Origin of the sequence: Nocardia altamirensis NBRC 108246, assembly GCF_001612685.1 — a bacterium.
In the GTDB taxonomy this organism is placed as follows: domain Bacteria; phylum Actinomycetota; class Actinomycetes; order Mycobacteriales; family Mycobacteriaceae; genus Nocardia; species Nocardia altamirensis.
In genome coordinates this window covers 38,333-59,828 of sequence record NZ_BDAY01000040.1, presented here as the reverse complement: position 1 = coordinate 59,828, position 21,496 = coordinate 38,333, and the positions used below count along the sequence as shown (strand labels likewise).

General features: G+C 67.3%; 20 protein-coding genes. 19 read left to right on the top strand and 1 reads right to left on the bottom strand.

The features are described 5' to 3' along the window. Nucleotides 1–95 precede the first annotated feature (95 nt). A complete protein-coding gene (locus NA11_RS21595; RefSeq protein WP_069163773.1) occupies nucleotides 96–749 on the top strand; it encodes a hypothetical protein in 654 nt (217 codons plus the stop codon). A gap of 58 nt (nucleotides 750–807) precedes the next feature. On the opposite strand, the gene NA11_RS21590 is transcribed toward NA11_RS21595, so the two are convergent. Next, nucleotides 808–1,674 carry an LLM class flavin-dependent oxidoreductase gene (locus NA11_RS21590; protein ID WP_069163772.1) on the bottom strand — a complete coding sequence of 289 codons (867 nt, stop codon included), beginning with the start codon at nucleotides 1,672–1,674 and terminating at the stop codon, nucleotides 808–810. A gap of 410 nt (nucleotides 1,675–2,084) precedes the next feature. Between NA11_RS21590 and NA11_RS21585 the strand changes: the two genes are divergently transcribed. From NA11_RS21585 to NA11_RS21500, 18 genes are all read left to right on the top strand, one after another. After that, on the top strand, nucleotides 2,085–2,738 hold the full coding sequence (locus tag NA11_RS21585) for a LuxR C-terminal-related transcriptional regulator (protein ID WP_069163771.1): 654 nt from the start codon (nucleotides 2,085–2,087) through the stop codon (nucleotides 2,736–2,738). A gap of 71 nt (nucleotides 2,739–2,809) precedes the next feature. Continuing rightward, a complete protein-coding gene (locus NA11_RS21580; protein ID WP_069163770.1) occupies nucleotides 2,810–3,166 on the top strand; it encodes a hypothetical protein in 357 nt (118 codons plus the stop codon). 22 nt (nucleotides 3,167–3,188) lie between these two features. Beyond that, entirely contained in the window at nucleotides 3,189–4,799 is a 1,611-nt protein-coding gene (locus NA11_RS21575) for a phage tail sheath C-terminal domain-containing protein (protein ID WP_069163769.1), read from the top strand. Between the two features lie 29 nt (nucleotides 4,800–4,828). After that, entirely contained in the window at nucleotides 4,829–5,344 is a 516-nt protein-coding gene (locus tag NA11_RS21570) for a phage tail protein (RefSeq protein WP_069163768.1), read from the top strand. A gap of 7 nt (nucleotides 5,345–5,351) precedes the next feature. Beyond that, complete coding sequence (locus NA11_RS21565; RefSeq protein WP_069163767.1) at nucleotides 5,352–6,098, top strand: T4 family baseplate hub assembly chaperone; 747 nt, start codon at nucleotides 5,352–5,354, stop codon at nucleotides 6,096–6,098. Continuing rightward, a complete protein-coding gene (locus NA11_RS21560; protein WP_141717752.1) occupies nucleotides 6,095–6,838 on the top strand; it encodes a hypothetical protein in 744 nt (247 codons plus the stop codon). The genes NA11_RS21565 and NA11_RS21560 overlap by 4 nt, the downstream gene beginning before the upstream one ends. Next, entirely contained in the window at nucleotides 6,835–8,016 is a 1,182-nt protein-coding gene (locus tag NA11_RS21555; protein WP_069163765.1) for a Pvc16 family protein, read from the top strand. Before NA11_RS21560 ends, NA11_RS21555 begins: the two co-directional genes overlap by 4 nt. Continuing rightward, nucleotides 8,013–10,085: an ATP-binding protein gene (locus NA11_RS21550; protein WP_069163764.1), complete on the top strand. Its 2,073-nt coding sequence runs from the start codon at nucleotides 8,013–8,015 to the stop codon at nucleotides 10,083–10,085. Before NA11_RS21555 ends, NA11_RS21550 begins: the two co-directional genes overlap by 4 nt. After that, nucleotides 10,082–10,345 carry a hypothetical protein gene (locus NA11_RS21545; protein ID WP_069163763.1) on the top strand — a complete coding sequence of 88 codons (264 nt, stop codon included), beginning with the start codon at nucleotides 10,082–10,084 and terminating at the stop codon, nucleotides 10,343–10,345. The genes NA11_RS21550 and NA11_RS21545 overlap by 4 nt, the downstream gene beginning before the upstream one ends. Then, nucleotides 10,342–10,983 carry a hypothetical protein gene (locus NA11_RS21540; protein ID WP_069163762.1) on the top strand — a complete coding sequence of 214 codons (642 nt, stop codon included), beginning with the start codon at nucleotides 10,342–10,344 and terminating at the stop codon, nucleotides 10,981–10,983. The genes NA11_RS21545 and NA11_RS21540 overlap by 4 nt, the downstream gene beginning before the upstream one ends. Nucleotides 10,984–10,995: 12 nt before the next feature. After that, a complete protein-coding gene (locus NA11_RS21535; RefSeq protein WP_069163761.1) occupies nucleotides 10,996–11,319 on the top strand; it encodes a hypothetical protein in 324 nt (107 codons plus the stop codon). Continuing rightward, nucleotides 11,312–12,448, top strand: coding sequence for a hypothetical protein (locus tag NA11_RS21530; RefSeq protein WP_069163804.1), 1,137 nt, complete (start codon nucleotides 11,312–11,314; stop codon nucleotides 12,446–12,448). The genes NA11_RS21535 and NA11_RS21530 overlap by 8 nt, the downstream gene beginning before the upstream one ends. Further along, nucleotides 12,445–12,987, top strand: coding sequence for a phage baseplate assembly protein V (locus NA11_RS21525; protein ID WP_069163760.1), 543 nt, complete (start codon nucleotides 12,445–12,447; stop codon nucleotides 12,985–12,987). Before NA11_RS21530 ends, NA11_RS21525 begins: the two co-directional genes overlap by 4 nt. Then, nucleotides 12,987–13,310 (top strand): hypothetical protein, encoded by a 324-nt coding sequence (locus NA11_RS21520; protein ID WP_069163759.1) that lies wholly within the window; start codon nucleotides 12,987–12,989, stop codon nucleotides 13,308–13,310. The genes NA11_RS21525 and NA11_RS21520 overlap by 1 nt, the downstream gene beginning before the upstream one ends. Continuing rightward, complete coding sequence (locus tag NA11_RS21515) at nucleotides 13,307–13,681, top strand: GPW/gp25 family protein (RefSeq protein ID WP_174567708.1); 375 nt, start codon at nucleotides 13,307–13,309, stop codon at nucleotides 13,679–13,681. Before NA11_RS21520 ends, NA11_RS21515 begins: the two co-directional genes overlap by 4 nt. Continuing rightward, nucleotides 13,678–16,170 (top strand): putative baseplate assembly protein, encoded by a 2,493-nt coding sequence (locus NA11_RS21510; protein WP_069163758.1) that lies wholly within the window; start codon nucleotides 13,678–13,680, stop codon nucleotides 16,168–16,170. The genes NA11_RS21515 and NA11_RS21510 overlap by 4 nt, the downstream gene beginning before the upstream one ends. Next, complete coding sequence (locus tag NA11_RS21505; RefSeq protein WP_069163757.1) at nucleotides 16,167–19,250, top strand: putative baseplate assembly protein; 3,084 nt, start codon at nucleotides 16,167–16,169, stop codon at nucleotides 19,248–19,250. Before NA11_RS21510 ends, NA11_RS21505 begins: the two co-directional genes overlap by 4 nt. Beyond that, nucleotides 19,247–21,496 carry a hypothetical protein gene (locus NA11_RS21500; RefSeq protein WP_069163756.1) on the top strand — a complete coding sequence of 750 codons (2,250 nt, stop codon included), beginning with the start codon at nucleotides 19,247–19,249 and terminating at the stop codon, nucleotides 21,494–21,496. The genes NA11_RS21505 and NA11_RS21500 overlap by 4 nt, the downstream gene beginning before the upstream one ends.

The following is a 21,496-nucleotide window of genomic DNA, read 5'->3' as shown; positions in this document are numbered from 1 at the left end:
ACTCAGAGTCTGAATGCCCGGCCAACTTTGATAGTCAGATCCTCTCCGGACAAGGCGGATTGGGGGAGGTGGGCTGGTCGGGCTAGGGTCGGCGCGTGGATGTGCGAGTGGTGGCGGGTCGGTTGCTCGAGGTGGCGACGCCGGATGTGAGCGGGATGGATCGGCGGGCGTTCGGTGAGTTCGTCGGTCCGGGAGGCGAACTCGCGTCGTATGCCATCGGTTGGACGACCGGCTCGGACCCGCACGTTGGGCGGTTGAGTGTTGGCATCGGCGCTGGGAACCCGGGTGGTGGCACGTTCCACGCCGAAGTTTTCTGTCACGAGGATTCGCATGCCTGCGCGCTGGTGGACGAGCCGTTCGAGCAGGTGCCGGAGGGCGGTCCGGATCTGACCGCCGAGCAGGCGCGCGCCCACGGGGACCTGCCGTTCATCTGGTGGGTGGTCGACCTGGTGATGGAACGCGATCCGCGGGCTTGGTGGATGCAGCACTGGCTGCTGGGCACGCGATGCATACAGACTGGCGAGGTCTTCAAGAAGCAGGAGCCGATCCTGTTCGTCACCCACGATGACGACGGAATGTGGCAGCTGATCGGGCCGACCGACGCTGGGAACGAGGGCCACATCGGGCACCTGCACCACGCCATCGACGAGGACCCGACCTTGATGGATGTGCTCGACCTCGTCCCGACCGCGCAAGGAACCCGCTCCGCCGTCGGCCAGCCGTGGACCCGGCACGATCCGGTCGCCTGAGCTTCAAGTCAACACCACCGCACCGAACGCGAACTAGCCGATGCGCGACCGCTCGTGATCACCGAACTGTGTGCACCGGCGGGCCGTCGCGGAGCGCGCCGCGCACCTGGTCCAGTGCGACGCCGGGCGGAAACTCTGCCATCCACCAGGTGGCGCCTGCTGCTACGTAGGGTGCGAGGTCGGTTCCTGGTGGGAAGGCGACGGCGATGTCGTACGGCGTTGTGGTGTCTTGGCGGAGGTCGGTGAGGGTGGCGGCGACTTCGGCGACCTGATCGGGGTGTTCGAGGTTGACGGGGAAGAAGCCGTCGTATTTGGCTGCCCGGCGCATCGGCGCGACCTTGCCCGGGAATCCGCCGACCCATACGGGCACGCCTGGTTGTTGTATCGGCCGGGGAAGGAATTCGATGTCGTCGACGACGTAGTGTTCGCCGCGGTGGTGCACGGGCTGACCGGACCATGCGGCGGTGAGGATCTCCAGTGACTCGTCGAGCATCTGCCCGCGTCGCCGATCGTCGAGCGATTCGCCGGTCTTGGACAGCTCGGAGCCGAACCGGTCGCTGCCCAATCCGACGCCGAGGGTGAGGCGTCCGCCGCTGAGCCGGTCCAGCGTCGCGGTCTCCTTGGCTACTTTGGTTGGCCTGCGTCTGGCGAGCGGCGTGATCATGGGGCCGAGCCGCAGGCGTTCGGTGGCGGTGGCGATCGCCGCCAGCGTGATCCACGGGTCGGCTACCTGCCGCACGGGCGCTTGCCAGCGCAGGTGGTCCCAGAGGAACACGCCGTCCCATCCGGCCTCTTCCGCTTCGACCGCCAACCGCGTGATCACCACGGGGTCGGCGAGTTCGTCGAACACCGGAAGCCAGAGTGCGGAGCGCAGCGCGGTCGCGGGCTCGAAGAGCTTCGCGCCGTTGGGCGTTGGTTCAATCATGAGGCTCACGGTATGCCGCGAAGGCGGTTCTGGCGCGAACTTCCGCACCGTGACATCAGTCGTCCCGCGGCTCAGCAGGCCGCGGTTCGCTGGGCGGATCGGTCCGTGTACAGCTGCCGGGCGAGGTGGGCAGGATTGCAGCTGACCATGGAAAAACTGGGCGCGATGCGATCGGGATCCGTTCGCTTTCCCCGGGCTGTGGGCATCGTGGGCGGGGTGCACGGTGGGGCTCTCGAAATTGAGTAGCCCGATACTCATGACCAGGGGTGGCGGAAGCAGAACAATAGAAATCTCGGCGGTGTGTGGTGCCCGAGTGTTTCCGGCGGATGTAGATACTTTCTGCACGGTGAGAGCGCGGCATGAAGAGTAATGGCGAAATACCACTGGGGTGGAGTGAACATTCGGGACCGGTGCGGTCGGACCCCGATCTTTTGATCGTGGACGATTGCCGGTTGTATCGCGATGGGCTCGCTGCGAGTATCGCGCGCGAGTTCGCGACCGGATCGGTACGCACCGCGGATGATTCGGCATCGATGGTGCGCGCGTTGAGTCAACGGGCGCCCGAAGTGATCCTGTTGAACCTGGCCTCTGCCGACAGTCGTGCGGTGATGCAGGCGGCGCGCAGGCACAGTCCGGAGAGCCGTTTGATCGTGCTCGGTGTGTCCGAGGAGGACGAGGTCGGCATCGTCGCATGTGCGGAGGCCGGCGTGCGCGGTTACCACCTGCGCTCGGGGTCGCTGGCCGATCTGCTCGACTTGGTCGACAGCGTGCTGGCCGGTGAATCGCTGTGTTCGCCGCGCATCGCCGCGGTGTTGTTGCGCCGGGTTTCCGCGCTCGCGGATCAGGGCCGTTCGGAACGCAAGGAACTAGTCCTCACCGAGCGGGAGAACCAGATCCTGCAATTGGTGGAACTAGGCCTTTCCAACCGAGATATCGCGACGAAGCTGTGCATCGAGATCCCGACGGTGAAAAACCATGTGCACAGCCTGCTTTCGAAGCTCGGCGTGCGCCGTCGCGCCGATGCGGCCGCGGTGATGCGGGGGCGAACGCAGGCAGGTATCTGAATCCATCTGGACCGAAAGATGGATCCGATGGTTCATTTACCAGAGGGGGGAGTGGCAGTGATGGTTATCAGGTGCCCATTCGACTTGCACTCATCGAGTTACCGAGGCTGCTCGCCGACCTCATCGCCGACACCTTCGCCGGCGACGAAGACGTTCGCATCGACCAGCTTTCCGACGATTCGGAGCTAGAGCTGACGGTCGAGGGGGCGTCGAGTCACGACGTGGTCATCGTCGGGGTGACCGATCCCTGGCGCGGCCGGTTGCTCGACCGGATGACGAGGGCGACCAGACCGACGTTGCTCGGCGTGCGGACCGATGGGCGGGAGGCATGGATGTACCAGATGCGGCCGTGCCCACACAGGCTCGGGTCGCTCGGTCCGGATCAGATACGCGCGGTGGTGCTTGGCCACCAAGACCCGCTGGTTTAGCACAGTCGAAAGGACTTTCCCGATGCCAGTTCAAGTTTCCTACCCCGGTGTGTACATCGAGGAGATTTCCAGTGGCGTGCGCACCATTACCGGTGTCGCCACATCGATCACCGCCTTTCTCGGGCAGGCGCCGCAGGGGCCTACCACCAAGGCGGGCCGGGTACTCAACTATTCCGATTTCGTGCGTCAGTACGGCGATCTGGATGTGAACTATCCGATGGGGTTCGCGGTGCGCGATTTCTTCCTCAACGGTGGTACGAACGCGGTGATCGCCCGGCTCTACAAAGCGCCGAGCGACACGACGAAGAATCCGGCGGCCGGGCTGCAGATCGGTGAGGCGACGAAGGTCGGGTTGCTCGCGAATTCCCCAGGGACGTGGGGCAATGCGCTGCTGGCCAGGGTCGACGACAAGGTCGATCAGGAGGTTGCCGACGACCTGGGCGTCGACAAAGCGGATCTGTTCAATCTGCGGGTGCGCCTCGGCCCGACCGGTCCGTTGGAGACCTTCCTGAATCTGACGGTGGAGGACACCGCACGCCGGATCGATCGGGTGCTCGCCGCGGAATCGGCACTGGTCGTTCTGGATTCAGCAACGCCGCTGCCTGCGACGGTGCCCGAGAAGACGCCGGATCCCACGGATCCCAACAAGTCGGAATGGCTGGACGCCAAGACCAAGCGGGTGGCGACCGAAGCCGAGAAGGGGCACGACAGCGATCCGCTGGACAAGGCCGCCTACGAAGGAAATCGGAACCTGCGCACGGGCAAGTACCTGCTCGAGGACATCGATCTGTTCAACATGGTGTGTGTCTTCGGAAAGAAGGCGTCGTCGTTGACCGATGCCGTCGTGTACAAGGACATCTTGTCGTACTGCATCGAGCGCCGCGCATTCTTGCTTGTCGATCCGCCGACGGATTGGTCGCACAACGGGTTGATGACGAATCCGGCGACCGAACTGGCGAAGTTGGATATCGTCGGCAAGCCCGCGCGTAACGCTGCGGTGTTCTATCCCCGCCTGCTGCAAGCCAATCCGCTGCGCAACAACATTATCGAGCCGTTCGCAGGCAGCGGTGCACTGGCTGGTGTGCTTGCCCGGACCGACGCCGAGCGCGGCGTGTGGAAGGCCGCGGCGGGTATCGACGCCTCCCTCAACGGTGTGGTCGGCCTCGCCGACGTCCTCACCGACGCCGAGAACGGGGTGCTCAATCAAGAGGGCATCAACGTCGTACGGCAATTCCCGGTGCACGGCCGAGTGGTCTGGGGCGCGCGCACTCTGCGCGGCGCCGATCGGACCGGGGACGAATACAAATACGTCCCTGTGCGCCGCACGGCGTTGTTCTTGGAGGAGAGCCTGTATCGGGGTTTGCAGTGGGTGGTGTTCGAGCCCAACGACGAACCGCTGTGGGCGCAGATCCGGCTGAATGTCGGCGCGTTCATGCAAAGCCTGTTCCGGCAGGGCGCTTTTCAGGGCAAGACGCCCACCGAGGCGTACTTCGTCAAGTGCGACAAGGAAACAACGACCCAGGACGACATCAACAAGGGAATCGTGCACATCGTGGTGGGTTTCGCGCCCTTGAAGCCCGCCGAATTCGTGATCGTGCAGCTACAGCAGATTGCCGGTCAGCTCGCGGCCTGATACCTGCGTAAAGGTTTGGAGGACCTGTCATGGCGGAGTTCACCGTCAACGCATTGCGTTTCGACCCGTACAAGAACTTCAAGTTCCGGGTGAAGTGGGATGGGCGCTATGTCGCCGGAATCTCGAAGGTGTCGGCGCTCAAGCGCACCACCGAGGTAGTCAAGCATCGCCATGGCGGCGATCCTTCGACGAGCCGGAAGTCGCCGGGGCGCACCGAGTTCGACGCGATCACCTTGGAGCGCGGGGTGACCCACGATCCGGAGTTCGAGCGGTGGGCGAACCGGGTGTGGAGCTTCGGCGCCGGGCTCGGCGCGGAGACCTCGCTTGCCGATTTCCGCAAGGACATCCTGCTCGAGGTCTACAACGAGGCCGGCCAGGTCGCGTTGACCTACAAGATCTATCGCTGCTGGGTTTCGGAGTTCCAGCCGGTCGCCGATTTCGACGCCAATGCCAATGCCATCTCGATTCAGCACATCAAGCTGGAGAACGAGGGCTGGGAGCGGGATCTGACCGTGGTGGAGCCGACCGAGCCGACGTTGGCGTGATGTGCCCATGACTGCGACTGCACTCCGGGTGCCTGCGACCGCCGCGCTGCTCGATGCGTGGGAGTCGGGGCTCGGCGCCGATCCGGCGGATCGGCCGCTGCCGTTGCTCGCGCTGATGTGCGCGGACGACCGGGATCTCGACGAGTGCGCGCCAGGCGAACTGAATCGGTTGCTGCTGCGGGCGCGGGCGTTGTTGTTCGGCGCCGCGGCCGACGCGGTGGCCGACTGCCCGGACTGTGGCACTCAACTCGAGGCATCGATTCCGTTGGCGGAGTTGACCGTCGGCGAACCCGCCGGTGTCGGCGCCGCCGTGTTCGGCGCGGTTGATGTGCGTTTTCGGTTGCCGACGCGACGGGATCTCGTTGCGCTTGCCGATTTTCCGGTGGAGCAGGCGGCGCGGCAGTTGCTCGAACGCTGTGTGTTGTCGCTGCGCTCCGGCGCGGCGGAACTGTCGCTGGCGGAGTTGTCCGCGGAGACCGCCGACGCGGTGGACGCCGCGATTTCGGAGGCGGACCCGGACGCGGTGATCGAGGTGACCTTGACCTGTCCCGAATGCGGTGACGCGGTGCGACTTTCGCTGGATCCCGCGTCGTTTCTGTGGGACGAGGTCGATCGCTGGGCGCTGCGGGTGCTGTGGGAGGTGGCCGCGCTGGCGACGGCGTTCGGCTGGAGTGAGGATGCGATCGTCGCGTTGAGCCCGTGGCGCAGGCAGATGTATCTGTCGCTGTCCGGCGCGCACCGGTGGTCGTCATGACCGGGGGCTTGCGCGGGTTGATCGCCAGCAGCCGGGCCGAGACGCCGCGGCTGCGGCCGCGTCCGGTCGGCCGCTTCGAGTCCGGCGGCATGAGCGGGCCCGATATCGACACCGAGGTGGAGACGCCGGTGCGCGCGGCCGAGCGGCCGGCGCCGGAGCAGGTCGAGGTCGCAACGGCGCCGCGCACTGCGGCGCCCGCAGTCGCGTCGCCAGTGCCGTCGATCGTGGTGCGGGACAGTCGGATACGTGAGCCGGAACCGGTCCGCGCCGAGCGTCGCACGACCGCGCCCGCGTTGCGTCCGAGCGTCCCGATACCTGCACCGCAAGTACCAGCAGGCGAACCGAGAGATACCCCGACAGTGACTGTTGTGCAGCATGTTTCGGCCGAGCAGCCGATCGCGCCACGTCGTCTCGGCCACGAGTCCGAGCTGCCGCGGCCCGAACCGGCCGCCCGGCCCCCTGCGCGCGCCGAGCACGAACGCGGCGCACTGGTGTCGCCACCACTGCCCGACGTGCCGGTGCCGGCCACTCATCGATCCACTGACCGCATGGACCGCCGTGCGCCGCAATCAGTTTCGGACCCGGTCGCGCGTGCCGCCGACCCGGTGGTGCAGGTGAGTATCGGCCGGATCGAGGTGCGTGCCAGCACGGCGGCGAAGGAAACACCCGCACGTGCGTCGACCACGCGATCGGCGGTCATCGGATTGGACGACTATCTGAACCAACGGGGGGCGCGATGAGCAACGGACACGCCATCGCCGCGGTGACAAGGACCTTGCAGACTCTGCTGGTCGCGGCGACGCCGAACGTGACGATGCTGCCGTTGGACAAGGCCCGCGACGGTGCGGCCGCGGACGAGCAGCTGAATCTGTTCCTCTACAACGCCCCCATGTCGGCGGCGTTCCGCAACAGCGACGCGGTTGGCCTGCGTCCCGGCGAATCCGGCGGGCCGCCTTTGCCGTTGACGTTGCACTACCTGATCACCACCTACGGCCCGGACGAGGCGTCGGCGCATCGCGTGCTCGGCTTGGCGATGAGCATCCTGCACGATCACACGTTGCTCGGCAGGCAGGAGATCGTCGACGCCAACCACGGCGAGCCGGTCAGCGAGCTGGATCGGCAGCCGGAGCGGCTGCGGATCACCCCGCTGCCGTTGTCGAACCACGACATGTTCGAACTGTGGAGCGGATTCGCCACCAGCTACCGGGTTTCGACCGCCTACGAGGTGTCGGTGGTGCTCATCGACAGCACGCGCAACCGGCGCTCGCCGCTGCCGGTATTGCGGCGCGGTCCGACCGCGGTGGCGGGCGGCGACGCGGTGTTGACCGCGATGCTGGCCCCCGAGCGGGCGATGATCGCGACGATCGGCGCACCGGCGCGGATGATCGGCTCGAACCTGGGTGCGGTGAGCACCGTGGAGTTCAGCCATCCGCGGCTGAGCGCACCGCTGGTGTCGGCGCCGGAGACCGGTGGCGACCAGGAGCGCCGCGTGCGCGTGCCCGCCGACGCAGGCGCGGTCTGCGGCTTCTATCAGGTGCGGGCGCTGACCGAGCGGGTCGGCGTGCCGACGGTGGCAAGCAACAGCGTGCCGATGGGCTTGGGCCCCACCATCGAGGTGACCTCGCCGTTGGCCGTGCCTGCGGGGACGGTGGCCGTGACGGTGCGGTGCAGGCCGCGCATCGCCGAGGGCCAGCGGGTCGCGGTGTTGCTCGGGTCCGCGTCGGCCGCGCCGTCCACGGTGGTCACGCCGCCCGATCCCGACGACTTCAGCACGGTGACCGCAACGTTCCCCTTGATCGGTCCGGGAACCTACACGGTGCGATTGCGCATCGACGGCGCCGACAGCGACCCGGTCCGCTATCGCGGCGCCCCCGCGGTGCCGGAATTCGATCCGGCCGTACAGGTGGTGGTGTCATGACCGAGCCCGGATTCGACTCGAACGACCGCTATTTGGTGTTGTCGCTGGCGTGGTTGCGGCTGCTGCTGCGCAGGGTCGCGCAGCGACGCGGACCGGTGGTCACTTCCGCGCTGCCGGAAGCGGTTGTGCCGGTGACCCGTTCGCGTCGCTGGTGGCAGGGCCAGGGCGAGCCTGCCGTCGCGCCCGTGCTCGCTGCGCCGGTGGTTCCGCCGTCCGCGCTGGATGCCGAGATCGCCGAGGCGGCTCGGCGAATCGAGGAGGCCGCCGCGACGGACCTGCCCGAGTTGGAGTCGCTGCGTCGGGTGTTCGGCCTGACCGAGTTCGAACGCAACGTGCTGTTGCTCTGTGCCGCACCGGAATTGGACACCGGTATCGGCGCACTGCTCGAAGCTTCCTACGGCTGCCCCCGTCCGAGTTTCGCGATGGCGATGGACCTGTTCGACGACGCCGCATGGGATGCGCGGTCTCCGCAACGCCCGCTGCGGTACTGGCAGCTGGTCACCACGGTCGGCGAACCGATGTCGACCGGCGCGGGCCTGCGGATCGACGAGCGAATCCTGCACGCGATCAAGGGATTGCATCACCTCGATGCCCGCTTGGCGACGGCGATGGAACCGATCCCGCCCGGCGACGACCTGCCTGGCAGTCAGCAGGAAGTGGCCGATGCCGCGGTGGAGCTGATCGCCCGCGCCGCCAACAGCGGCGAGCTCCCGGTGGTGCAGCTGGTCGGCACATACGCACCCGACCGCACCGCGGTGGCGGCCGCGATCGCGAACGCCCTTCGGCTCGAGCTCTATCGGATGCGGATCTCCGCGTTGGCCGCGGTGCCGGTCGGCGAGATCGACACCATAGCCAGGCTGTGGCATCGCGAAACCCTGTTGGTGCCACGCGCATTGCTGTTCGACGACGACGGCACCGACGAGCTCGCCACGCTGCGCCAGTCGCGGGCGATGTTCGTGCGCCGCAGCGGCGGTCTGGTCCTGTCCAGCGCGCCTGACCTCAGCCCCGACCTGCCCGCACCGACCGTGAGCATGGAGGTCGGCAGGCCGACCGGCCCGGAACAGCACGAATTGTGGGTGCGGGCACTGGGTTCCGCGGATCGGGCGCGGGTGGGGATGCTGGCCGAACAGTTCCGCCTCGACGGTCCGGAGATCGCCCGCGTCGTCGCTTACACCGACCTGCCCGCCGACCCCGATGCCGCGACCAGGGCACTGCAGACGGCCGCGCGCCGGTCGTTGCGCCCGCGGCTGGAGAAGCTGGCTTCGCGCGTGCGACCGGTCGCCACCTGGGACACCCTCGTGCTGCCCGAGAACGAGCTCGACCAGCTGCATCAGATCGCCGAGCAGGTCGCGCACCGCTCGACGGTGTACGCGCAGTGGGGCTTCGGTGCACGGATGAACCGTGGGCTCGGCATCAACGCGCTGTTCGCCGGGGAGAGCGGGACGGGCAAGACGATGGCGGCCGAGGTGCTCGCCAACGCGCTCGGCCTGGACCTGTACCGGATCGATCTGTCCGGCGTGGTAGATAAATACGTCGGCGAGACACCGAAACACGTGCGCACCATCTTCGACTGGGGCGAGGCGGGCGAGGCGATCCTGTTCTTCGACGAATGCGATGCCATCTTCGGCAAGCGCAGCGAGGTCAAGGACGCGCACGACCGGTACGCCAACATCGAGATCGACTACCTGCTGCAGCGCATGGAAACCTATCGCGGCCTCGCCATCCTGGCGACGAATATGCGCGACGCGGTGGATCGGGCGTTCCTGCGCAGGCTCCGATTCGTGGTGAACTTCCCGTTCCCGTCGCAGACGGATCGGGAACGGATGTGGCGCATCGCTTTTCCGGCCGACACGCCCGTCGGGTCGCTGGATTACGAGCGGTTGGCCAGGATCTCGCTGACCGGCGCCGCGATCACCGATGCCGCGCTCGGCGCGGCGTTCCGCGCGGCAGCACACGGCGGGGAGATCGGCATGGGCGATGTGCTCGCCGCCGCCCGCGATCAGCTGCGCAAGCAGAACCGCCCGATCAACGAGGCCGATTTCCGGATCGAGCAGGGGGTGCCGGCATGAACATCCGAATCGAGGTGGAACGGCTTGTGTTGCACGATCTTCCGATCGCGCAGGCGGATCGCAGGCGGTTGCTCGCTGCGGTGGAGTCGGCGATCGCCGAACGGCTGACCGCGGCGCACCCGAACTGGGATCCAGCCACGGTTCCGGTGCTGACCGCACCGCCGATCACGCTGCCAGGCACTGGGATCGGTCCGTTGGCCGACGGCATCGCGGCCGCGGCGACCCAGGCGATCGGCGTGTCCGGCAGGGGGCGACCATGACGATTTCTCCCCGAGTGATCAGCGGCGGGATCGTTCTCGTCCCCGCGAGCGGGCCGATGCGGACCTTCCCGCTGCAGTACAACCCCGATTCGGTCTCACGCTCGCTGCAACCACAAGGCACCGGTGCTTCGGGGCAGGATCGGTCCGAAGCGTTGCGGCTCAAGGGCCCGGCCACCGAAACCTACAGCGTCGATGCGGAATTCGACCTCACGGACGCCATGGCGGCGGCCGTGACCCAACCGGACGCGGTCCGTGACGGCCTGCACCCGCAGCTGGCGTTCCTGTCCGGGCTGATCAATCCGACCGCAGCGACGCTCGCGACCAACGACGCGCTCGCCCGCGCCGGAAAGCTGGAGATCATCCCAGCCCAGGCGCCGCTGACCTTGTTCGTGTGGAGCAGGCACCGGATCGTTCCGGTGCGCATCACCGGGCTGACCATCGTCGAAGAGGCCTTCGACACCGCGCTCAACCCGATCCGCGCCAAGGTGTCGCTGACCATGCGGGTGCTCACCGTCAACGACTTGCCCTACGACCATCCCGGCTCGACGATCTTCCTGAACCACCTGCGCGCCACCGAACGACTCGCCGCGCCAGGTTCGGCCTCGTTGAGCCAACTCGGCATCACCACCATCGGATAAGGAGGACCGACCATGCCACCCGCACCGTTTCCACCGTCGAGTCGCTACGCGAGCGTCGAGGTCGCCACCTACACCGCACCGAATGGCCGGGTGTATCCGTATCTGCGGCGGCGGTTCTGCCCGGATCCGGACCGCCTCGTCCAGATCGGCACGCACACCGTCGTCGACGACGATCGGCTCGATCGGATCGCGGCCGCCGCGATCGGCGACCCCACCCAGTTCTGGCAGCTCGCCGACGCCAACCGGGCCGTGCGCCCCGAGGAACTCACCGAACGGATCGGCCGCAGGCTGCGCATCACGCTGCCCGAAGGCTTCGGAGGTGGGCTCGGTGCTTGATCGGGTGCAGCTGTCGCTGATGATCGGGCCGGTGGTGCCGATCCCGGCGTCGAAGACGGTGATGGAGGCGTTGACCTCGATCGAGGTCACCACCTCCGAACGCGGCACCGGCTTCCAGCTGACCTTCGCGCTCGGCAACCGGTCTCCGCTGCAGACCCTGTTCCTGATCGCGGGCGGCGGCCCGATCCTGTTCATGCGGGTGATCATCGAGGTCACCGTGAACGGTGAATCCACGGTGCTCGCCGACGGGGTGATCACCGATCACCAGATCGGCGCAGGCACCGACGACACCCATTCGAGCCTGGTGATCACCGGCGAGGACATCAGCGTGCTGATGGACAAGCAGGATTTCAGCGGCTTGCCGTTTCCGGCGATGCCCGCCGAAGCCAGGGTCGCGTTGCTGCTGGCGAAATACGCGCTGTTCGGCGTAATTCCGTTGATCGTGCCGAGTGTGTTCGTGCACGTGCCGCTGCCCACCGGCAACATTCCGAGCCAGCGCGGCACCGATCTGGCGTATATCCGGTGGCTGGCCGCGCAGGTCGGCTATGTGTTCTACATCGACCCCGGCCCGAAAACGGGCACCAACGTTGCCTATTGGGGACCGCGCATCAAGGTCGGCGTGCCGCAGCCCGCGCTGAACGTCGACATGGACGCGTACACCAACGTGCAGACCTTGTCGTTCCGGTTCGATTCGAAGAAGAACAAGATCCCCACGGTCTACCTGTACAACGAGTTGACCAAAGTGGTTATCCCGGTGCCTATTCCGCCGATCACGCCGTTGAATCCACCGCTGGGGGTGATCCCGCCGCTGCCGACCAGCCTCGCCGATTTCGCGCCGGTGGCCGACAATCTGTCGAAACTCTCTCCGGTGCAAGCGATTCTGATCGGCATGGCCAAGGCGTCCAACTATGCGGACGCGGTGACCGGGCAGGGGACCCTCGATGTGGTGCGCTACGGGCGAGTGTTGCAGGCGCGCAAGCTTGTCGGCGTGCGCGGGGTCGGGCCCGCGTTCGACGGGCTGCATTACGTCACCCAGGTGACCCACCACATCTCGCCAGGCAGCTACACCCAGTCTTTCAGCTTGAGCCGCAACGGTTTGCTTTCCACGGTCCCGGAGGTACGGGTATGACGAGCCCCGACGAGACGGCGGGCGCCAGGTACTACGGCAAGTACCGCGGCACCGTCATCAACAACATCGATCCCGAACAGCGCGGACGGCTGCTCGCCCAGGTGCCCGATGTGCTCGGGCTTGTGCCGTCGAGCTGGGCGATGCCGTGCGTACCGCTTGCCGGAAAACAGCAGGGCACCTTCATGGTTCCGCAAATCGGGGCAGGCGTGTGGATCGAATTCGAACAGGGCGATCCGGACTATCCGATCTGGGTCGGCGGATTCTGGGGCAGCGCCGCCGAAGTGCCCGCGCTCGCGCTGGTGCCGCCGGCCATCCCGCCCGGACAGAACATCGTCGTGCAGACCACCGCGCAGACCACGCTGGTGCTCAGCGACGCGGCGCCGACCCCGGTGTCGGGTGGCATCGTGTTGCGCAGCCCTGGCGGCGCCATGGTGGTGGTCAACGATTCGGGGATCTACCTGAGCAACGGCAAAGGCGCCACGCTGACCATGATCGGTCCGACCGTCGCGGTCAACCAGACCGCACTGGTGGTGACCTGATGCCCGGGCCGCTGCTGCACCTGGGCGCCCAGGTCAAATGCAGCCACGGTGGCACAGCGACGCCTGCGTCGGTGAACCCGAGGGTGACGGTCTCGGCACAGCCGACCGCGCTGCTTCCGGTGCCGTATCTGATCGCGGGGTGCGCGCTGCCGCCACCGATCGCGGCCAACGGGCCGTGTGTGACCGGGCAATGGATCACCGGCACGACCCGGGTCACTTCCAACGGGCAGCCGTTGGCCATTCTCGGCGGCACCTCCGTCTGTGCGCCTTCGGGCACGCCGATGTTGCCGCTGTCCGCACAAACCAGGGTGGTGGCGTTATGACCGACCGCGTGGATATCGCGTACCCGTACGGATTCGACAATCGCGGGCGCACCGCGAGCGCCGACTATCCGGCGCATGTGCACCAGATGATCGAGCAACTGCTGTTGACGTTGCCCGGCGAGCGGGTGAACCGGCCGGACTTCGGCGCCGGGCTCGAACGTCACCTCTTCGGACCCAACAGCCCCGAGATCGCCGCCGCGGTCGAGCTGAGTCTGCAGACCGCGCTGGCGCGTTGGCTCGCCGAGGTGATCGAGGTGCGCACGCTGCGGGTGATCAGCGAGGGCGCCACCTTGAAGGTGCGCATCGACTATCTGTTGCGCGACCTCGGCGAGACGCGCACCGAAGACTTCGAGGTGGGGAGCACACCATGACCGAAACCATGTTGCGGTGCCGCGACGAACGCCGTCGTGCGCTGGTCCGCCGCGACCCGTGCCTCAACGGCCTCGACTATCTGGAGGTGTCTGCCGATCAGCGGAGGCTGACGGTGTACTTCCTGGACAAGGCGCCCGATGACCTCGAGCTCGGCAACCTGCGCGTCGTCGGCGGCAGGCGGATCACCGACATTCGGGTCACCGGATTCTCGATCTGCGCCAATGAGGACCCCGAACGCGACGACTGCCTGACCGTGCAGCTGGATCGGCCCGGTGACCACTCCTGCTATCGGCTGGAGGTCGTTGAGGCCGACGAGTACGGATATCCCACCGCGACAAGGCATCACGGGTTCGACCCGCGCTACTACGCGCTGGAATTCAGTTTCAAGGTCGACTGCCCGTCCGAGCTGGACTGTCTGCCCGTCCCGTGCCCGCCGCCGGCGTGGTCACAGCCCGATATTCGTTATCTGGCAAAGGATTACCAGAGTTTCACCGAGCTGCTCCTGGACCGGATGGCGGTGCTCGCCCCTGGGTGGCGCGAGCGCAGCGCGGCCGACATGTACGTGATGCTGCTCGAAGTGCTTGCCTACGTTGGCGATCAGCTGAGCTACCGGCAGGACGCGATCGCGACCGAGGCGTATCTGACGACTGCGCGGCTCCGCACCTCGGTGCGCAGGCACGCGCGACTGGTCGACTACCGCATGCACGAGGGAGCCAGTGCGCGGGCGTGGGTGGTTGTCGAGACGACCCACGACCTGGACGCGCCGAAGGCGTTCGTCACCGATGTCGCCGCGTTGCTCGCCGATGCCGCGCCGCTCATGAAACCGGAGGCACTGGAGCGGATTTCGTCGGCCGACTATCTGTGGTTCGAACCGGTGTGGGCGCGGCCGATCCGCAAAGACCGCTCCACCATTCACTTCTACACCTGGGGCGACGGTGACTGCTGTCTGCCCGCGGGTACTACCACCGCCACCCTGATCGATGTCGTCGACGAGTGCGGGGACAGCACGCTGGGTTTGGCGGCGGGGGATGTGCTGGTGTTCGAGGAGATCCTCGGGCCTGGCACCGGCCTTGCCGCCGACGCCGACCTCAATCACCGCCACGCGGTGCGCCTCACCGAGGCGCGCCGCGACACCGATCCGCTGACGGATACCGAGATCGTCGAAATTGCCTGGGGCACAGCCGATGCGCTGCCGTTCGCGCTGTGCTTGTCCGCGATCGGGCCGCCGCCGGAGTGTGCGGTGCTCGATCCGGTCAGTGTGGTGCGCGGCAACGTCACGCTCGTCGACCACGGCAGGACGACGTGCGAAGAGCTCGGCGAGGTGCCGATTGTCTCGCGCGTCGAGCCCTGCCAGGACGGCTGCCCGGATCCGCCGGTGCTGCGGCCGGGACGGTACCGGCCCGCGCTCACCGACACCCCGCTGTCCTATCGGATGCCGTTCGCGCCGGACGCGCCTGCCGCCGCGATCACCGTCGATGCTCCGCGAGCAGCGCTCGCCCAGCTGCGCTTGACCAGCACCGATCACGGTGTGAAAGCGCGGTGGGAGCCGCGCCATGATCTGCTCGACAGCGGGCCCGGCGACCGGCACCTGGTGGTGGAGACCGACGACGAGGCCATCGTGCACCTGCGTTTCGGTGACGACACCCTCGGGCGGGCGCCCGCCGCGACCGAGCGGTTCCTGGCCGACTATCGAGTCGGGGCGGGACCGGTGGGCAACGTCGGGCCGGACAGCATCCGGCACCTCGTGTACGACGACCTCGTCAGCGGCGCCGAAGTGCGCGTCCACAATCCGCTGCCCGCCGTTGGCGGGCTTGCCCCGGAATCGGTCGTCGAGGTGAAGAAGTTCGCGCCGCGCGCCATGCACCGCGACCGGCAGCGCGCCATCACCCCCGCCGACTACGCCGAGCTCACCATGCGTGACTTTCCGGCGCGGGTGCAGCGCGCCGCCGCCGAACAGCGGTGGACCGGGAGCTGGTACGAGATGCGGGTCGGCGTGGATTCGTTCGGCGCGTTCGACCCGTGCCCGGATCTGCTCGCCGCCATCGCCGCCCGCCTCGACCACTATCGCCGGATCGGCCACGACGTTGCCGTGGTGCCCGCGATCAACGTCGGGCTGGAGATCGACATGCGGATCTGCGTCGCCGAAGGCTACCGGCGCGCCGATGTCGCACGAATTCTGCACGCGCGGTTGGGAAGTCGGCGACTCAGCGACGGCACCCTCGGGATGTTCCATCCCGACGCCGTGACCTTCGGGGCGAGCGTGGCCGCGTCGACCTTGGTCGCGGTGGCCGCCGCGGTGGCGGGCGTCGGCAACGCCGAGGTCACCCGGTTGCGGCGCTACGGCCAGTCCACGGTGCCCGCGGACGCGAAAGACCTGCCCGACAACGGAGTACTGCGCATGCGGCCGATGGAGGTCCCGCGCCTGGACAACGATCCCGCCGCGCCCGAACACGGCATCCTGCGACTGGATCTGCGAGGTGGACGATGAACACCGACTGTGGCACACCAACCTGCGGCGGCGGCAGCGCCTGCGGCTGCGACGACTGCTGCACTGGAACCGCCGTTGCGACACCGGTTTCGGTGGCCAACCGGCCCGGCCTGCCTGCCTTGACCTACCGGGTCGGCACGCATCCGCAGTTCCTCGCGAGTATGCGCGCGCGGCTCGGCAGCTCCGAGGTGCCCGCGCTCGCCGCGCTCACCACTCGCGAGCCGTCGGATCTGTCGATGGCGCTGCTCGACGGGTGGGCAACCGTCGCCGATGTGCTCACCTTCTACTCCGAACGCATTGCCAACGAAGGCTTTCTGCGCACCGCCACCGAGGAGTACTCGGTGCGGCGCCTGGCCGAACTCGTCGGCTATCGGCCCCGTCCTGGACTGTCGGCCTCGGCGTATCTGGCGTTCACGGTCAACAAGGACCAGCGGGTGCCGATCCCGGCGGGCACCAAGGCGCAGCAGATCCCGGGGCCAGGGCAGCTGCCTGCCACCTTCGAGACCGCCGAAGCCGTTGTGGGGTACGGGAATCTGAGCGCGTTGGCGGTGCGGCGCAGGGAGCCGCAGCTGTTGATTCCGAAAACACTGCGATTCACCGAGGAATTGGTGTTCAAAGGTGTGTTGACCGACTTGCGGGACGGCGACAAGATCACGATCGATTTCGGTGGCGCGCGGACGATCTATGCGGTGACCGGCGTAGTCGTCGATGCCCCTGCCGATCTCACCACCGCCAAGGTCACGTGGCTCGATTATGCCACCCGCAATCTTCCGTCCGCCGCCAAATCCTGGCGCCCCGCCAGCGCATTGGCCGCCGACAACGTGGCGGCGCGAAAGATGAACGGGCACATCCCGACCCGGCTCGAACTACTGGTCGATGCACTGCGCAAACCGCCGTCGGTGCCGCCGAGCGCCGCTGCCGATCTGCCGCGCGATCTGCGTGATCTGCTCGGCGCGGACAAAGCGGGTGTCAGTGCCCTGCTCGGTGATCTGGTTCCGGAGATCGCGGGCACCCTCGACAGCGCGCTGGCCAACAGCACTGCGTCGAACTCGTCGCCGCCCAAGGTCCGTCGGATGCGGCTGAGCGCCATGCTGTTCGGTGCCGCCGCGCCGAAGTTCCCGATCTATCAGAACGGCGCCATCACCGGCTACACCGACCCGAAGATCAAGGCACTGCAGTCCGAACCTGCCAATCCGCCGGCCGGTGGCGGTGGTGGGGTGCACCTTGCGATCCCCAATGGGGTGGACGAAAACCATCCAACGATCAAACCGCCGAAGTACATACGCGGAAAGACACTCGATCTCGACGCCGTCTACCCGGCGGTCACCGTGGGCAGCACCATCGTCCTGATCAACCAGTGGGTGAGCCCCAAGGTCGCCACTCGCGAGGTCACCGCCATCGAGACGGTGACCGCCAACATCCTGGGCTTGTCCACCAAGGTAAGCAGACTCACCCTTGCTCAGGACTGGCCGGAGGGTGGCTCCGATGAACTGCACAAGGTGCTCGACGAGACCACGGTGCTCGCGCAGGAGGAAACTCTGACGCTGGCCGGTATCTCACTGGACGACAAGGATATCGGCTGCCCGCGCCAGCAGCTGCTGGCCGCCGCCCAGCCGGTGATCTACGACGATATTTCGTGCGACACACTGGAATTGGATGGTCTTTTCCCCGAACTGACGCCGGGCCACCGGCTGATCGTTACCGGGGAACGCACCGACGCCGCCATCCGGGAGGGCCAGAACCCCGACACGTCTCAGGCCGGACCGACCGGTGTGCGCGGTGGGGAAGTGGTCATGGTCGCCGCGGTCGAACACCACTCCACCCGAAAAGTCGTGTGCGACTCCAGCGGTGACCGCCTCGACGGCTGCCCGCACTCCGAGGTCGTCGAGCTGCCCGGCGATACCGTGCACACCTTCGTCCGGTTGGCGGAACCGCTGGCGTTCACCTACCGGCGTTCGAGTGTGACCATCTACGGCAACGTCGCGCCGGCCACGCACGGCGAGACCCGCGGCGAAGTGCTCGGATCCGGGGATCCCACCAAGGAATTCGCGCGCTACCCACTCAAGCAGCCGCCGCTGACCTACCTGCCCGCGCCGACCAGCGCGGGTGCGAGCGCCGCACTCGAGGTGTTCGTGGACCAGGTGCGCTGGCACCAAGCCGACAGCCTGCTCGATATCGGCCGCAACGACCGCGGTTATGTCATCGACACCGACGACGACGGCAACAGCGCGGTGGTGTTCGGCGCGGCCCGCCCGTCCAGCGGTGTCGAGAACATCCGGGCCCGATATCGCAGCGGCATAGGCCTTTCCGGCAATGCGGCCGCGGGATCGATTGCCACCCCGTTGGATCAGCCGCTCGGTGTCACCGCGGTCACCAATCCGCTGCCCGCCACCGGCGGCGCGAACCGGGACGGTCGCGAAACCGTGCGCCGCAATGCGGCGGTCAGCGTGCAGGCGCTCGATCGGCTCGTCTCGGTCTCGGACTACGCCGATTTCGCCACCGCCTTCGCAGGCATCGGCACCGCCACCGCGCAGGAACTGTCCGATGGGCGCAGGCTGGTCGTGCACGTCACCGTCGCGGGCATCGACGACGCCCCGATCGCGCCGACCTCGGCGCTCACCGCCAATCTGCGGCGGGCGTTGCAGGAACTCGGCGATCCCGATCAAGAGGTGCAGGTCGCCATTCGCGCCCTGCGCGCCCTGGCCGTTTCGGCGAAGGTGCGCATCGATCCGGATCGGGTGTGGGCCGAGGTCGAACCGGTGATCCGGGCCAGGCTGCTTGCCGAGTTCGGACCAGGCAAGCGCGATATCGCCAGTGCCATCACCCAATCGGCGGTGCTGGCGGCCATCCATGCGGTGCCCGGCGTCGTCTATGCGGATCTGAGCATTCTGGATTCGATCGGCGAGACCGAACTGATCGCTGCCGATCCGACCGCGGGACTGACCCTGCGGCTGGTAGTACCTGCCGCGCCAGCCGAATTCGACTCGCACGCCTGGCCGGGACTGGGTGTGATCCGGCCCGCCGAACTGTTGATCCTGAGCCCAACGGCCCCCGACACCTTGATCCTGGAGGCGCTATGACCCTGCCTGCTGAGCGATGGGACCAGCTGTATCGGCTGGTGCCCGCGATCTATCGGGCCCGCGACGAAGCGGAGGGCTACCCGCTGCGAGATCTGTTGCGGGTCATCAGCGAACAGGTCGTCCATGTCGAGGACGATCTGGACGGCCTGTACGACAACTGGTTCATCGAGACCGCCGCCGACTGGGTGGTGCCGTATCTCGGCGACCTCGTCGGCTATCGACCCGGCAGTGCCGCAGGCGAACTCGCCCAGGCCGCGCCCGAACAGGTGCGGGCGCTGATCCCGCGCAGGGAGGTCGCCGACAGCGTGCGCGCTCACCGCCGCAAAGGGACCCTGGCGCTGCTCGAGGAGCTCGCCGCCGATGTGGCGGGCTGGCCTGCCAAAGCGGTCGAATTCTATCGACTGCTCGCGGTCTTCCAGCACCTGAACCATCTGCACCACGATCGGGGCGTGGTGGCCGACCTCCACGAGATCGAGCGACTGCTGCGCCTGGGCGGCCCCTTCGACACCCTTGCGCACACCGTGGATGTTCGGCGGATCAATTCCACCCGCGGACAAGGGTTCTACAACATTCCCGAGGTCGGACTGTTCGTGTGGCGGTTGCGCGCCTACCCGATCACCGATGCGCCCGCGGCGTGCATCGAGGAGGTCGAGCCGAGCTGCTTCACCTTCAGCGTGCTCGGCAACGACGCGCCGTTGTTCACCAAGCCCGACCCGAAGACCGGTGGGGAGCTGGGGCTGCCGATCCCGATCCGGCGGCACATGCTGGCCCGCCGGTTCCGCGAATATTACGGTGCCGGACGCAGTTTCCGGGTCGAGATCGGGGAGCGGTCGCGCGGTCGGGTACGGCGCAAGACGGTGCCCGTCGAGGATTTCATCGTCGCCGATCTCACCGACTGGTCCTATCGCACCCCCAAAGGCAAGGTGGCCATCGATCCAGAACTCGGGCGGCTGGCGTTCCCGCCCGGCTATCCGCCGCACGGGGTATGGGTGCGCTACCACTACGGTTTCAGCTCCGATATCGGTGGCGGTGAGTACCCGCGCCGCCTGTCCGCGATCGCGCAGGAAGAGCCCGAATCCGCGGAGCACGAGCAGTCCGCGGCGGGGGAGTCCGAGCAGTCCTCGGTCGCTCCGAAGGTCTTCTATCAGGCCGTCGCCAAGAAGCGTGGACCCGGCGTGCTCGACAGCATCGAAGACGCCCTGCACGCCTGGGACGACGTGCGGGACAAGCAGCCGGTCGCGGTGATCGAAATCCGGGACAGCGATGTGTATGTCGAGCAACTCACTATTGAATTGCGGAAGGGCGAAAGCCTCACCATTCGCGCCGCCGACCGCACGCGCCCGGTGATCTATCTGCTCGACAAGCAGCGCAACGCTCCCGACGCGCTGACCGTGTTCACCGAGCGCGGCGAAAAGGGCCGCCCTGGTGGATGTTTCACCCTCGACGGGATCCTGGTCGCCGGACGTCCGATGCATGTGGAAGGTCCACTGCAGCGGGTGGAGATCCGGGACTGCACGTTGGTGCCAGGATGGGGGTTGGCGGGGGACTGCAGCCCGCGGCGCCCCGCCGAGCCGAGTCTGGAGATCTATCTGTGCGACGGACGGATCTCGGTGCTGCGCAGCATCATCGGATCCATCCAGGTCTACGCGGACGAGGTCACCGCCGACCCCACCGTCATCGAGATCGCCGACAGCGTCATCGACGCCACCGATCCCGAGCGCGAAGCCGTCGGTGCGCCCAACTGGCCGTTGGCGCACGCCGCGGTCTCGTTCACCGACTGCACGGTGATCGGAACCGTTGGCACCCATGCCATCCCGATCGGCCAGAACACCCTGTTCCTCGGCTGTGTGCGGGTGGCGCGCAGGCAGATCGGCTGCCTCCGCTACAGCTATGTACCGCCGGGTTCGCGGACCCCGCGCAGGCACCGCTGCCAGCCCGATCTGGTCGACGCCGTCGTCCGCGACCTGCCGGGATGGTCCGATCTCACGCCGGCACAGCAGGCCGAACTGCTTGCCCCCGAACGAGATCGGGTGCGTCCGCTGTTCACCAGCCTGCGCTACGGCACCCCCGGCTACGTCCAGTTGCGCACCGACTGCGCGCCCGAGATCGTGCGCGGGGCCGACGACGAATCCGAGATGGGCGTCCTGCACGACCTCTACCAGCCGCAACGGCTGGCCAACCTGACCGCCCGGCTCGAACAGTTCAGTCCAGCCCACACCGACATTGCCGTCTTGATCGCGAACTAG